12 protein-coding genes and 1 pseudogene are annotated in these 14,217 nt (G+C 62.1%); 5 read left to right on the top strand and 8 right to left on the bottom strand.

What is annotated here, in order from left to right; all coding sequences use genetic code 11:
- Positions 1-780: Obg family GTPase CgtA (gene cgtA / locus Q0J74_RS07050; protein WP_297212674.1), on the top strand; the 780-nt coding region annotated here is incomplete at its 5' end.
- Between the two features lie 38 nt (positions 781-818).
- Here cgtA and Q0J74_RS07045 read toward each other — a convergent pair.
- The 3 genes from Q0J74_RS07045 to Q0J74_RS07035 all read right to left on the bottom strand — a co-directional run bounded on the left by Q0J74_RS07045 (position 819) and on the right by Q0J74_RS07035 (position 2,854).
- Positions 819-1,844 carry a DUF4179 domain-containing protein gene (locus Q0J74_RS07045; RefSeq protein ID WP_297212672.1) on the bottom strand — a complete coding sequence of 342 codons (1,026 nt, stop codon included), beginning with the start codon at positions 1,842-1,844 and terminating at the stop codon, positions 819-821.
- Complete coding sequence (locus Q0J74_RS07040) at positions 1,841-2,329, bottom strand: RNA polymerase sigma factor (RefSeq protein ID WP_297212670.1); 489 nt, start codon at positions 2,327-2,329, stop codon at positions 1,841-1,843. The genes Q0J74_RS07045 and Q0J74_RS07040 overlap by 4 nt, the downstream gene beginning before the upstream one ends.
- Positions 2,330-2,449: 120 nt before the next feature.
- Entirely contained in the window at positions 2,450-2,854 is a 405-nt protein-coding gene (locus Q0J74_RS07035; RefSeq protein WP_297212668.1) for a hypothetical protein, read from the bottom strand.
- A gap of 327 nt (positions 2,855-3,181) precedes the next feature.
- Between Q0J74_RS07035 and Q0J74_RS07030 the strand changes: the two genes are divergently transcribed.
- Positions 3,182-5,815, top strand: a complete 2,634-nt coding sequence (locus Q0J74_RS07030; protein WP_297212666.1) for a cation-translocating P-type ATPase — start codon at positions 3,182-3,184, stop codon at positions 5,813-5,815.
- Positions 5,816-5,856: 41 nt separating this feature from the next.
- Here the strand turns inward: Q0J74_RS07030 and Q0J74_RS07025 are convergent, their stop codons facing one another.
- Entirely contained in the window at positions 5,857-6,564 is a 708-nt protein-coding gene (locus Q0J74_RS07025) for a magnesium transporter (RefSeq protein ID WP_363315567.1), read from the bottom strand.
- A 466-nt stretch (positions 6,565-7,030) separates the two neighbouring features.
- On the opposite strand from Q0J74_RS07025, the gene Q0J74_RS07020 reads away from it, so the two are divergent.
- Positions 7,031-8,233, top strand: coding sequence for an MFS transporter (locus Q0J74_RS07020; RefSeq protein WP_297212664.1), 1,203 nt, complete (start codon positions 7,031-7,033; stop codon positions 8,231-8,233).
- Between the two features lie 38 nt (positions 8,234-8,271).
- Here the strand turns inward: Q0J74_RS07020 and Q0J74_RS07015 are convergent, their stop codons facing one another.
- The 4 genes from Q0J74_RS07015 to Q0J74_RS07000 form a co-directional block, all read right to left on the bottom strand.
- Positions 8,272-9,258 (bottom strand): tripartite tricarboxylate transporter substrate binding protein, encoded by a 987-nt coding sequence (locus Q0J74_RS07015; RefSeq protein WP_297212662.1) that lies wholly within the window; start codon positions 9,256-9,258, stop codon positions 8,272-8,274.
- A gap of 63 nt (positions 9,259-9,321) precedes the next feature.
- Positions 9,322-10,845, bottom strand: coding sequence for a tripartite tricarboxylate transporter permease (locus Q0J74_RS07010; RefSeq protein WP_297212658.1), 1,524 nt, complete (start codon positions 10,843-10,845; stop codon positions 9,322-9,324).
- A gap of 14 nt (positions 10,846-10,859) precedes the next feature.
- Entirely contained in the window at positions 10,860-11,333 is a 474-nt protein-coding gene (locus Q0J74_RS07005; RefSeq protein ID WP_297212655.1) for a tripartite tricarboxylate transporter TctB family protein, read from the bottom strand.
- 39 nt (positions 11,334-11,372) lie between these two features.
- Positions 11,373-12,719: an enolase C-terminal domain-like protein gene (locus Q0J74_RS07000; RefSeq protein WP_297212654.1), complete on the bottom strand. Its 1,347-nt coding sequence runs from the start codon at positions 12,717-12,719 to the stop codon at positions 11,373-11,375.
- 239 nt (positions 12,720-12,958) lie between these two features.
- Between Q0J74_RS07000 and Q0J74_RS06995 the strand changes: the two genes are divergently transcribed.
- Complete coding sequence (locus tag Q0J74_RS06995) at positions 12,959-13,864, top strand: LysR family transcriptional regulator (RefSeq protein ID WP_297212652.1); 906 nt, start codon at positions 12,959-12,961, stop codon at positions 13,862-13,864.
- A 162-nt stretch (positions 13,865-14,026) separates the two neighbouring features.
- Positions 14,027-14,217: pseudogene (locus Q0J74_RS06990) on the top strand (deacetylase); the annotation flags it as partial.

The raw sequence follows: 14,217 nt of genomic DNA, 5'->3' as shown, positions 1-14,217 counted from the left end.
TTCCCCAACGTGGGCAAGTCCACCCTGCTCTCCGTGGTGTCCAAGGCCCGGCCCAAGATCGCCAACTACCACTTTACCACCCTCTTCCCCAACCTGGGGGTGGTGTATGTGGAGGAGGGGGTGTCCTTCGTGCTGGCCGACATCCCCGGCATTATCGAGGGGGCCGCCGACGGCGCCGGCCTGGGCCACGACTTTTTGCGGCACATCGATCGCTGCCGCCTGCTCATCCACGTGGTGGATGTGTCCGGCTGTGAGGGCCGGGACCCGGTGGCCGACTTCGAGGCTATTCAGGAGGAACTGAAGCAGTACGGCTCCGGCCTGGAGGACCGGCCCATGATCGTGGCGGGCAACAAGGTGGATATCGCAGCCGACCGCTCCGGTCTGGAGGCCCTGAAGGCCCATGTGGAGGCCCTGGGTATGCCCTTCTTTGAGATTTCCGCTGCCTCCCAGCAGGGGACCCGGGAGCTGATGCTGGCCGCCGCAAGGGAGCTGGAGCACCTGCCGCCCATTACGGTGTACGAACCCACCTACGTGGAGCGGCCCCCGGAGGTGGACACCTCCGAGCCCCTCAACATCATCCACGAGGACGATACCTGGATTGTGGAGGGACCCTGGCTCCAGCGGCTCATGGCCAACGTCAACTTCGGGGACTACGAATCCCGGAACTGGTTTGACAAGATGCTCCGTCAGTCCGGCTTGTTCGACCGGCTGGAGGAAATGGGCATCCGGGATGGGGATATCGTCTCCCTGTACAACCTGGAATTCGAGTATCAGAGATAAGGAAAGCGGGCCCGCCGTGCGGCGGGCCCGGTTTTTGCTTACTGCGTGACGGGGATGACCACATCCCCCACGGTGACAAAAGCTACCTCATCCAGGGCCAGGATCTGATCAAAAATCATGCTTTTCTGGCAGTTGACGGCGTCTTCCCCGTAGGCACTGGTACCGCCGGCGTGGGACAGATCCAGGGTGGTACCGTCGGTATAGGTGAGAGACAGGGAGAGCGGCTCGATCCAGTCCATGCTGGGATCGCCTTCCCCGCGGACGGTGTAATCCACCTGAATGGACAGGGGAGAGAGGGTGACGGTGTTCAGCACGGCCTCCGCCCCGTCCAGACGGAAGGTCTGCCCGCAGGGCAGGACCCGGGAGGAATTCTCAAAGTCCAGCTGGAACTTCAGCGTCCAGCTCCCCTTTGCCAGGGTGGTGCGGGCGGTGTAGTCTTCGTTGTACACCTCCAGATCCCGGAGCTGCACGGTGATCTCTCCCGGCTCGATGGGTGCGCTCTGGGTGCGCAGCTCCACGAACTGGATGGCGTTGTCGGCGGAATCGGCGTCGTAGAACCAGCTTCTGGCATGGCTGCCGCCTGTGTAGCCCAGAGGTGTGATGTCGTGGAACTGAAAAGCGAGAGGCAGAGCTCCCGTCGATGGATTTGAAACCCGGGCCAGAACGTCATCGTTTACCAGAGCCTTTCCGTCCTCCCGCTGGATGGTGTACACCACGGCATAGCTGTAGGTGTCGCCCATAATGGCGTCAGCGGTGATGGTGACGCCGTTGGAGGTGTCGCTGGCCCCGATGGAGTAGCCGATCTGGTCGATGATCTCCGTCTCGGCGGCCCCGCCGCTGAACAGGCCGGCAAAGGCCTCCCCAGCGCTGCCCAGAGCGCCGGTGGCCCCGGCTACCCCCAGGCTGAGCACCAGGGCGGCGGCAACTCCCACCGCAGCCAGGCGGCGGAGGGGCAGGACCCGGCGGGGCGCGGCTGCCTCTGCCGCCATCAGCCGGTCTACCATATCTTCCTTTTGCTCCGGGGTGAAGCGGAGCTGATCCATCGTATCGTGATAACGCTTCATGTCAGTTCCTCCTGTTCCAGATAGGTCCGCAGCTTCTGCCGTCCCCGCTCCAGACGGGTAAAGACGGTAGCCGGCTTTTCCCCCAGCAGAGCGCCGATCTCCTTGGCGGAGTAGCCCTCGTAGTAGTAGAGGTAGATGACGGTCCGGTACTTGGGGGGCAGCAGCTCCAGCGCCGCCAGCAGTTCTCCCTCCTCCGGCTGGGGGGCGGGCACTGTCTCCGCCGCCTCCAGAGCTACCGTGGTGCGCCGCCAGCGGCTTTTCAGATGATCCTTGCACAGGTTGGCGGCAGAGCGGATGATCCAGGCCCGCTCATGCTCCGGACTGTCGAAAGTATGGGGATGCTGCAGCAGCTTGAGAAAAATGTCCTGACAGATATCCTGGGCGTCGTGGGTGCTGCCCAGATAGGTGTAACTCAGCCGGAGGATGAGGTCGGAGTAGGTCTCCACCAGCCGCCGGACCTCCGAGCGGTCCAGTGTGGAGGGCATGTCTGTCACGTCCTTTCCGTGGGATTGAAAAGCGCTTTCACCCAGAATACGATTGCCGGCGGCCGGATTCTTCAAAGCGGGCAAAAAAACCGCGGAAGCCCCGGCTTCCGCGGTTTTTGCCTATTCCGATGGCGGGGAGGAGGGTCCGGGGAGATCCATATCCTCCTTGGAGTGGAGAAACTTGCGGATGACGAAGATGAGGGCCACCGCCGCCACCCCCAGCAGGGTATCCACCGGGGTGGAATGGCTCACCACCAGCTGCCGGGCGATGGCGAACAGAAGCACATCGGTGACCGCCCGGGGGGTGTGGAGGATGAGCATTTTCATAAACTCCAGACCCACAATGATGTTCATGGCGCTCACCAGAAACTGGTCCAGACTAAACTGGCCCGCCAGCAGATGCTCCACGGAGTCCTTGCCCGTCAGCACCGTTTCTACCACGGTGACCGCCAGAATAAAGATGGCGATGACCAACTCCAGAATCCAGGCGGTTTTCAGCAGCGCGGGTACGGCTTTCGGCTTCATAAACGGCTCCTTTCCAAAAGAAATACCTGGAGAGAGTATACCGAAAGCGGGCTGCGCCGTCAACCGTTCCGGGAATAATGCTGAAAAGCGGGGGAATACTGGAAAAGGAATTGACTTGGATGTGAGCGTGTGGTATGATACCGACAGTTGAAAAGGGAGTAGTTTGAAAGTTATGCCGTCAACATCACGGCCCGCCTGTGCGGACCTGGCGGCATACGCCCGATGTGGTAACAAGACTTTTCGGCAACTGTCGTCATGGACGGCGGTTGGCGGGAGGTCTTTTTTGTTTGCCCTCTCGCTGAGTAACCAGAGAAGGGAAGGAATGTTATGACGCAGCCCTATTACAGCATGACCATCCCCCAGGCGATGGAGGCACGGCAGGCCAGGGCGGAAGGCCTGACCGACCGGGAGGCCCGGGACCGCCTGGGGCAGTACGGCCCCAATAAGCTGTCCGAGGGGAAGAAGAAGAGCGTGCTTCAGGTGTTTCTGGAGCAGTTCAAGGACCTGCTGGTGATCATCCTCATTGTTGCCGCTCTCATCTCCGCCCTGTCGGAGAATGTGGAGAGCACCATCGTCATCTTCGCCGTGCTCATTCTCAACGCCATTTTGGGTACCGTCCAGTATGTGAAGGCGGAGAAGTCTCTGGAGAGCCTGAAGGCCATGTCCTCTCCCTCCGCCAAGGTGCTCCGGGGGGGCGTGCGGGTGGAGATCCCCTCCGCCGACGTGGTACCCGGGGACATCGTACTGCTGGAGGCCGGAGACATGGTGGTGGCCGACGGCCGGATTGTGGAGAATTTTTCCCTCAAAGTAAACGAGAGCTCCCTCACCGGCGAGAGCGAGGGAGTGGACAAAACCGCCGACAAAATGGACGGCGGCCAGGTGGCTCTGGGGGACCAGAAGAACATGGTGTTCTCCGGCTCCCTGGTGACCTATGGCCGGGCCACCGTGCTGGTCACCGGCACCGGCATGGATACCGAGCTGGGCAAGATCGCCGCCCTGATGAACCAGACCCAGCAGCGCAAGACCCCCCTCCAGCAGAGCCTGGACAACTTCTCCGCCAAGCTGGCTATCGTCATTATGGCCATCTGCGCTGTGGTGTTTGCCCTGTCCGTCTTCCGCACCGGCATGGGGGTGCTGGACTCCCTCATGTTTGCCGTGGCCCTGGCGGTGGCCGCCATCCCGGAGGCCCTGTCCTCCATCGTCACCATCGTGCTGGCCATGGGGACCCAGAAAATGGCCCGGCAGAACGCCATCATGAAGGACCTGAAAGCGGTGGAGAGCCTCGGCTCCGTCTCCGTTATCTGCTCAGATAAAACGGGTACCCTGACCCAGAACAAGATGACCCCCCAGAAGGTGTACGCCGACGGCTCCCTGCTGGAAGGGAATGACCTGGAGCTGGTGAACGACGTGCAGCGTCTGCTGCTCAAGGCCGCCCTGCTGGCCAGCGACGCCACCAACAACGAGGAGACCGGCGCCTCCATCGGCGACCCCACCGAGGTGGCCCTGGTGATGCTGGGCGAGAAGTTCGGGGTGAATGAGGAGATTTACCGCGCCCAGCACCCCCGCCTGGGGGAGCTGGCCTTTGACTCCGACCGTAAGCTGATGAGCACCCTCCACGACATTGACGGAACCCCCACCCTGTTTACCAAGGGGGCCATCGACGTGCTGCTGGACCGGTCCAAGTGGCTGCTCACCCGGGAGGGAAGGGTGGAGCTCACCCCGGAGCGGAAGGAGACCATCGCCCGGGTAAATATGGGGCTGTCCATGGAGGGCCTGCGGGTGCTGGCCTTTGCCTATAAGGAGCTGGAGGCCGTCCGGCCCCTCACTCTGGACGACGAGGGGGCCTTTACCTTCATCGGCCTCATCTCCATGATTGACCCGCCCCGGCCCGAGGCGGTGCAGGCGGTGGCCGACGCCAGCCGGGGCGGCATCCGCACCATTATGATTACCGGCGACCACAAGATCACCGCCTCCGCCATTGCCCGGAAGCTGGGAATCTTCCGGGAGGGAGACCGGGCGGTGTCCGGCCTGGAGCTGGACCAGATGACCGACGCCGACCTGGACCAGCAGCTGGAGCAGATCTCGGTGTACGCCCGGGTATCCCCGGAGCATAAGATCCGCATCGTCAACGCCTGGCAGCGAAAGGGTAAGATTGTCTCCATGACCGGAGACGGCGTCAACGACGCCCCCGCCCTGAAGAAGGCGGACATCGGCGTGGCCATGGGCATTACCGGTACCGAGGTGAGCAAGGACGCCGCCTCCATGATCCTGGCCGACGACAACTTTGCCACCATCGTCAAGGCGGTGGTCAACGGCCGCAGCGTGTACGCCAACATCAAAAACGCCATTCAGTTCCTGCTCAGCGGCAATACCGCCGGCATCTTTTGTGTGCTGTACGCATCCCTGCTGGCCCTGCCTGTCCCCTTTCAGCCGGTACACCTGCTGTTTATCAACCTGCTTACCGACTCCCTGCCCGCCATTGCCATCGGAATGGAACCCGCCCGCCGTGGTCTGCTGGACCAGAAACCCAGGGACCCCAAGGAGCCCATTCTCAACCGGCCGCTGCTCTCCCGCATCGGCGGACAGGGTCTGCTCATCGCCGTGGTGACCATGGCGGCCTTCTATCTGGGCTATCAGGGGGGAGACGCCGCCATGGCCTCCACCATGGCCTTTGCCACACTCACCCTGGCCCGGCTGTTCCACGGCTTCAACTGCCGGGGCCGGGAATCCATTTTCCGGCTGAAGCTCGCCACCAACCCCTATTCCATTCTGGCCTTCTGCGCCGGCGTGGCGCTGCTGCTGGCGGTGCTCTTCATTCCCGGCCTCAAGGGCCTGTTCCAGGTGGCGCCCGCTTTCGGGCTTGCCAATCTGGGGGAGATCGTGGGTCTGGCCTTTCTGCCCACCCTGGTGATCCAGGTCGTCAAGGGAATCTGCGATCTCCGCCGGGGCAGGAATGCGTGAAAAAATGTCCCTGTCCGCTTGAGGACAGGGACATTTTTTGTTCAGATAGGCAGCAGGACGCTGGCGATGGTGAAATAGACCACCAGGGAGATGGCGTCCACGATGGTGGTGATCAGCGGGGCGGCCATAATGGCCGGGTCGGCCCGGAAAAACTTGGCGGCCATGGGAAGCACGCCGCCTATGGTCTTGGCCAGCAGCACCGTGACAAACAGGGCGGCGGCCACCGTAAGGGCGGTGGCGGTCTGGCCGGGGCAGGTGAGGAGGAGACGGACAAAATTCACGCCGCTGAGGGCAGCCCCCACCACCAGACTCACCCGCAGCTCCTTCCAGAAGACCTTGCCGAAGTCCCGCAGCCGGATCTCCCCCACCGCCATGCCCCGGATGATGAGGGTGCTGGACTGGCTGCCGGCGTTGCCGCCGGTGTCGGTGAGCATGGGAATAAAGGTGACCAGCAGGGGCATGGCGGAGAAGGCCGCCTCATACCGGCCCAGGATGCTGCCGGTGATCATGCCGGATACCATCAGCACCAGCAGCCACACAATCCGGTGCCGGGCCAGGGTAAGGACACCGGTTTTCAAATAGGACTTTTCCGGGGGGGCCATGGCGGCCAGCTTCTCCTGGCCCGCCAGCCCCTCCAGCAGCTCCGCCAGATCGGCGGGATGTTCCTTCTCCAGCGCCGCCTGCAGGGCGTACGCATCCCGGCGCTCCAGCAGGTCCTGCAGCGCCTCCAAAGTCAGATTCAGTTTCATGGGCCTTTCCTCCTGTCCGTTGTGATACAGCGAGGAAGTCACCAAAGCAGGCGCGCCGCGGCCAGGCGTCCGGGTTAAAACCCGGATGCCCCAGCGGCGGTGTGCGGAAATCCAGGAAGGGCTGGCCCGGCAGCCCCCGTGTTACGGGGAAAACCAGGGGGTGCCGCACCGGCTCCGTAAAGGACACGCACTGCCCGCGCTGGTACTTCGTCCGCAAGCTTCCACCTGATTTTCCTCCTTTTTCCTATTATTTTACTAGTCTTTTGGCTGCCGTTTGAGGATAACACAAGTTGTCCTATTTGGCAACCCCAAAACGAAACATATATGCTATAATTCTTTGAGCAAGAGAAAACGGGAGGCGGATTTTATGAGGTGCAGTCCCACCTGAGCCGCAGCGCGGAGCAGGCGCCGGGAAGCCGGCGCCCATTTGTGCTGCAAAAAACAGGAAAGGAAACTGTTATCTGAAATGAAACGAAATCTTTCTCTGATGTACGCGATTGCCCTGCTTCAGGGGATGGTGTTTTACGGGCCGGTGGCCACCCTTTACCGGCAGGCTCACGGCCTGAGCCTGTTTCAGATTACCCTGCTGGAGAGTGTGTCCTTGGCCCTGTGTATCCTGCTGGAGGTCCCCTGGGGGGCCGCCGCCGACCGGATAGGCTACAAGAAGGCCATGGTATTCTGCTGCTGCCTCTATTTTATTTCCAAGCTGCTGTTTTGGCAGGCGGACGGCTTCGGCGGATTTCTGGCGGAGCGGGTGGTGCTCAGTGTGGTGCTGGCGGGACTGTCCGGGCTGGATGAGAGCATCCTCTTCCTCTCCTGCCCACCGGGGGAGAGCCAGCGGGTGTTTGGCCTGTATACCAGCCTGCAAACCCTGGGACTGCTGGCGGCGGCTTTGGTCTTCTCCCTGTGGATTGGAGAGCGGTATGCGTTGGCTGGACTGCTCACCGCCCTCAGCTACGGAGTGGCCGCCCTGTTGTCCTTCGGCCTTGCGGAAGTGAAGCCCAGTGAACCATACCGGCAACCGGGGGCCTTTCGGCAGGCTGCGGGCCAGGTACTGAAAAACCGGCGGCTGATGGTGCTTCTGGTTGCAGCAGGGCTGCTCACCGAGAGCCATCAGGTGGTGACGGTCTTTCTCAACCAGCCGCAGTATCAGCGCTGCGGCATGGGGGATCGGGCGATTGGCCTGGCCTATCTGGCCGCCACCCTGCTGGGCCTGACCGGGGCGTACTCCTTCCGGCTTACCCGGACGCTGGGGGAGAGGCGGACGGCCCGGCTGCTCTTCGCCCTGTCCGCCCTGTCCTGCCTGACGCTGGCGCTGACCCGCAGCGCCGCCCTGTCCGTGGCGGGGCTGCTCCTGTTCCGGGTGGGAAACAGCCTGTTCCAGCCCCTCCAGCTGGAGCTGCAAAACCGGGAGATCTCCACGGCGGACCGGGCCACCGCTCTCAGCGTGGGGGCCATGGTGATGGACGTGGTGGGCGTGGGAGCCAACCTGGCTTTTGGAGCGGTGGCCGACCGCAGCCTGTCCGCCGCTCTTCTTCTCGGCGGGGGGCTGTGCGCCGCGGGGCTGCTGCTCTTCCGGGCGGGGAGCCGGACCGGAGGGGGGCGGGCAAAAAGGGGCCGGCTATGTGACGGTAGCACACATAGCCGGCCGGAACGAAAGGATGGATAGGTAGTAAGGGAAATGGGAAAGAGAGGAAAGGAACTCGCTTACTGGAGCAGGTCCTGATAGGCCATGTAATCCTCCCGGGTCTGGGCCAGCAGCTCCAGCGCCTCGTCATGGGCGATGTACTCGGCGGGCTGGTTGTACCCTTCAATGAGGGCGGCCTGGTAGTCGGGGTCCTCGGCGATCTGGGCCGCCACTTCATTGATCTTGTCGATGATGGCCTGGTCGGTTCCCTTGGGGAAGGCGATGATGTAGGGCTTCTCCATCACAAAGTCAATGCCGCACTCCACGAAGGTGGGGATGTCGGGGTCCAGATTCTCGTTGCGCTCCTCGTTGTACTGGGCCAGGATGATCAGATCGCCGGTTTCGGCGTAGTCCTTCACGGCGCCGTAGGAGATGGCAGCCAGATCCACCCGGCCGCCCAGCATGTTGGTGATCTTGTCGGAGGCGGAGCCGATGTCCAGGATCTTCAGGTCAATCCCCGCCTTCTCCATCAAGATCAGGCCCTGCAGGTGGGAGTAGCCGCCCAGCTCAGAGGCGTAGGTGATCTCGCCGGGAGCGGCCTTGGCCTTCTCCACCAGGTCCTCCACGGAGGTGATGCCGGAGGCTTTGCTGGCCACCAGAACGGTACCCTTGTCCACCGCGGGGATGCAGGCGATGTCGAAGTCGTCCATGCTGTAGTCGATGAGGCCGGCCACCTCGTTGACGATCATCTGGCCGGTGTGGCAGAACAGGATCTTGCTGCCGTCAGCCTTGCTGTCCTTCACCTCGGAGGTGGCCACGCTGCCGCCGCCGCCGGCGGTGTTGGTGATCACCATGGGCTGGCCGGTGACCTGCTCGAAGTAGGTGGCGAAGGTGCGGGCGTTGAAGTCGGTGTCGCCGCCGGCGCTGGCGGTTACCACCACGTTTACCGCCTTGGTGGGCCACTCCTCCCCGCCGCCGTCGGCGGAACTGTTGTTGCCGCAGCCGGCCAAGGTACCCAGCAGCAGTGCGCCGGCCATTACGGATGCAAAAAGCTGTCTCTTTTTCATGTCAATGCTTCCTTTCCATACTAAAGTGTTTTATCAATGGGCTTGGGATTGCCCGGGGTTCCATCAGACCGCCTGACCGCTGGCGGTTTTCCTGGCCTGGGCCTTCTTGATTTCCTTGACCACCACGTACAGGAAGTACACCAGAGTGAAGATCAGGAAGGCGGCGGCGATAGGCTTGGTGAAGAAGTCCAGGAAGTTGTCGTCGCTCATCATCATACCCCGGCGGAAGTTGGTCTCCGCCATGCTGCCCAGCACGAAGCCGATGACGAAGGGCGCCTGGGGAACCTTGAAGATGGTGAAGAAGTAGCCGATGACGCCGAAGATCAGCACGGCCCACACGTCGAACACCCGGCTGGACAGGCCGAAAGCGCCCACCACGCAGAGCACAAATACAATGGGGAGCAGGATGTGACGGGGTACCTTGAGGACCTTGGCGAAGATGTGCATGCCGTACCACTCGATCACCAGCATCAGCACGGTGGCCACAAGGCAGGCCACGAAGATGGTGTAAACCAGAGGACCGTAGTTCTGGAACAGCAGGGGACCGGGGGCGATGCCGTGGACCATGAAGGCGCCCAGCAGCAGGGCGGTGACGCCGTCGCCGGGGATGCCCAGGGTCATCAGGGGGATCATGGCCCCGCCCACCGAGGCGTTGTTGGCGGTCTCGGAGGAGATGATGCCGCCGATGTAGCCCTTGCCGTATTCATCGGAGTGCTTCTTGTCGGCGTTTTTGTTGACCGTGTAGGCCACCAGGTTGGAGGTGCCGGCGCCGATGCCGGGAAGGATGCCGATGCCAAGGCCCACCAGAGCGGCCCGGATGGCGTTGGGAATCTGCTGGATAAACTCTTTGACGGTAAATCCGAAGCCCTTGACCTTCATGTTGACCTGGGCCACGTCGCTGGCCTTTTCCCGCTTGGCCACCTCGGCGATTTTGATGACCTCCGACACGGCGAACAGACCGATCATCACGGTGAGCACATCAAAGCCGTCGGACAGGGCCACAGTGCCGAAGGTGAAGCGCTTCACCGCGTCCAGAGGGGCGATGCCCACGGTGGCGAAGGCCAGCCCCAGCACGCCGGAGAAGATGCCCTTGACCATGGAGCCGGAGGACAGGGTTGCGATGAGCATCAGGGAGAAAATGGAGATGGCGAAATACTCGTGGGGGCCGAAATTGATGGCCACCTTGGCAATCTGAGGGGCGATGAACATCAGAGCCACCACGCTGATGATGGTACCCAGGAAGGAGTAGAACACACCGGCGCCCAGGGCCTTGGCGCCCTCGCCCCTGGCCAGCATGGGGTGGCCGTCAAAGCAGGTGGCGATGGAAGCGGGTGTGCCGGGGATTTTCAGCAGAATGGCGGACACCAGGCCGCCGGACACCGAGCCGATGTACAGAGCCACCAGCACCGACAGGCCCTGGCCCGGATCCATGCCGTAGGTCAGGGGCAGGAACAGGGCAATGGCCATCACCGAGGACAGGCCAGGCACCGCGCCGAAAATGATGCCGATGACGGTACCCAGCACCATCAGCACCAGGCAGAAGGGGGAAAACACATTGGCAAACCCCTGTGCAAACAATTCCAACATTGAGATTCGCCTCCTTAGAAGAATGTGATCAGGCCCTGGGGCAGGATGATGTCCAGGCTGTACCGGAAAATGGTGTACACGAACAGGCTGACCACCAGGGAGATGATGCCGTAAAACAGGTAGTTGGGCTTTTTGTCCGCCGGCGTCAGGAAGATGAATTGCAGGAACAGGTAGACCATGGTGGTGATGAGGAAGCCCACCGGCTCAAACAGGGCGATGTAGACCACGATGAGCACCGCGGTTTTCAGCACCGTTCTCAGGTCTCTGGCCTCCTTATCCAGGGGCTTGGTGTCGGCCTTCCGGGCGGTCACCAGCTGGCAGATGCCCAGGACCCACATCAGCGCCGCCAGCAGCAGGGGTACGGTCCTGGCGTTGATGATGTCCGAGCCTTCCTTCAGCGGGATCAGAAAGGTAAACACCGTGTAGAAGGCGGCCACAGCCAGCACGATGACGCCGAAAATCTGATCCTGCATTTTTTGCGTCTTCATACTGTTCACTCCTCTCTTAAGAATGCGTCCGGCCGGCGCTCAGCGCACCAGGCAGGGCTTTTTGGAATCGTACTTCCAGTTGGGGATCAGGTACTGCATGGCCATGGCGTCGTCCCGGTCATGGCTGGGCAGCTTGTTGTACAGGGCGTTGGCCTGGGCCACCTTCTCCATGTCGATGGTCACGCCCATGCCCGGCCGGTCCGGCACCTCCAGGTAGCCGTCCCTGATCTGGGGGGTGTCCTTCAGCAGGTTCTGGCCGTCCTGCCAGATCCAGTGGGTGTCCAGGGCGGTGGGGTTGCCGGGGGCGGCGGCGGCCACATGGGCGAAGGCGGTCAGGGTGATATCGAAGTGGTTGTTGGAGTGGCTGCCCCAGGTCAGGCCCCAGTCGTTGAGGAGCTGGGCCATCCGCACGCTGCCGTCAAAGCCCCAGAAGTGGGGGTCGGCCAGCACGATGTCCACCGACTTCTGGGCGGCGGCGTGGTAGAACTGCCGCCAGTCGGTGGCGATCATGTTGGTGGCCACCGGCAGGTTCACCGCGTTTTTAAACTCCGCCATGATCTCCCGGCTGGAGTAGCCCGCCTCCGGACCGCAGGGGTCCTCCACGTAGGTGAGCACTCCCTCCATGGGCTTGCAGATCCGAATGGCCTCCTCCAGGCTCCAGGCTCCGTTGGGGTCAATGTTGATCCGGCCGTTGGGGAAGGACTGCTTCAAGGCCCGGATGGCCTCCAGCTCCTCTGCGCCGGGGAGCACGCCGCCCTTGAGCTTGAAGTTGCGGAAGCCGTATTTCTCATGGAGCACCTGGGCCTGCTCCACAATCCGCTCCGGCGTGAGCATCTCCTGCCGGCGGAGCCGGAACCAGGGGTCGCTGCTGCTGCTCTCATCCAGGTAGGGCAGGCCGGCGGCCTTGCTCTTGTCGCTGACATAGAACAGATAGCCCAGGGTCTCCACCTTGTCCCGCTGCTTGCCGTTGCCCAGCAGCTGGCACATGGGCAGGTCCAGATACTGGCCCAGCAGGTCCAGCAGGGCGCATTCGATGGCCCACTCCGCCTTCACCACAAACTTGAGCTTGCTGATATCCAGCGTCTGGATGCCCTCGCCGTCGTCCTCCGGCGGACGGGTGCTGGCCTTGTGGATGGCGTCCAGAATGCTGCGGTAGGTGCCGATGGGCTTGCCCTCCACCAGGGGAATGCAGCTCTCCAGCGCCGCGCAGGTGAAATCTCCGCCGTGGATTTCACCGATGCCGGTGTGGCCCGCGCTGTCCTTCAGAATCACCAGGTTCCGGGTGAACCAGGGGGCGTGGGCGCCGCTCAGGGTCATCAGCATGCTGTCCAGACCCGCTACCGGAATCACCTTCATCTCCGTTACGATAGGGGTGCCTTTTTCCATACAATCTCCTCCCACTTTAAGGGTTTCCACTTGCGTCCGCACAGGGTGTGAAGAAGCAGCCGCTGCGTTTTGGCGGCCCACAGCGAGAAAACCTCTTCCCTTTCTCCTGCGGCTTTGGTAAAATGATTATAATCAATCCCCTGGGTTTTGACCAATTCGTAATTGTGATTTCCACAATCGGGAATGCTTATCGACGCTTTTTTTTGGCCAAATGACGGACTGCGGAAAGGAGTGCGCCAGTGGACACCAGGTATTTGACCTACATTCTCACCATCGCTCGGAAGAAGAATATGACCAAGGCGGCCGAAGAACTGTTTGTCTCCCAGTCCTCCCTCAGCCAGTATCTGACCAAGCTGGAGCAGGAGATCGGCACCCCCCTGTTCTTCCGCGCCCGGGGTGAGCTGGTGCTCACTCCCGCGGGACAGCTCTATACGGAGGCGGCCCGCCGGGTGCTCCAGATCAAGGAGCAGCTGTACAAGGACATTGCCAGCCTGGACAACCGGGGACACATCACCATCGGCTGCACCTCCCAGTTTGCCCTGCTGGCCCTCACGGAGATCGTACCCCGGTTTAAGTCCTACTACCCGGATTACCGGGTGGAGATCACCGAGCAGAGCCTTCCCGCCCTGACCAAGATGCTGCTGGAGGAGAACATCGACCTGGGTCTCATGGCCGCCAACACCATCAAGCCCTTTGACGAGGAGCTGGCCGACGTGCTGCGGCAGGAGGAGGTGCTCTTCGCCCTGCCCACTGACCACCCCTATACCAAAGAAAACCCCGACAAGCCCATTCCCCAGGCGGAGTTTGTGCGGCGGTTCGAGGATGAGAACTTCCTGCTGTCCCGGAAGGGCTCCACTCTCCGGGTGCTGGCCGACCAGCTGTTTGAAACGTACCACTTTGAGCCCAGCGCCATGTGTGAGACCAACAGCATTGTGGCCACCCAGATCATGGTGTCCAACGGCAGCGGCGTCACCTTCCTGGGGGAGTCCTGCACGCAGAAGGGCGGGCCGGTGGCCTGCTATTCCCTGGAACCCAAGCTCTACCGGCTCAATCTGCTGGTGCGCCGTAAAAACTGGATTCTCAACGAGGCCGAGCAGCTCTTCTGCCGCCTCACCCGGGAGTGGTTCCAGCCCCAGCAGGAGTAGGTCTGCGCGGACACGGCGGCCTTGCTGTTTCCTCCGAAAAAATGACATAATAAAGGCAGGCGCCTCCCCCTTTCCCTGTATCGGCCTTGGGAAAGGGGGAGGCGCCTGCCTGCTTCTGCCGGGCGCGGCGCGGGCATACACTGGCAGAAAGGAGGGTTTGCTATGGGAAAAATCTTGCTGCTTCGGAAAAAACCGCTGACGGCGGCGGCCTGCGCCCTGGCGGCGGCGCTGATGTTCTATGTGGTAAATTACCCCTACGCCGTGGATGCCGCGGCCACCCAGCGGCAGCTGCCCATCTACTGCGTCCAGCGGGACCAAAAGATGGTATCCATCTCCTTTGACGCCGCCTGGGG

Source organism: uncultured Flavonifractor sp. (genome assembly GCF_944387675.1).
Classification (GTDB): domain Bacteria; phylum Bacillota; class Clostridia; order Oscillospirales; family Oscillospiraceae; genus Flavonifractor.
The sequence above is the reverse complement of the archived record's forward strand: the minus strand, read 5'-3'. Positions and strand labels throughout refer to the sequence as shown.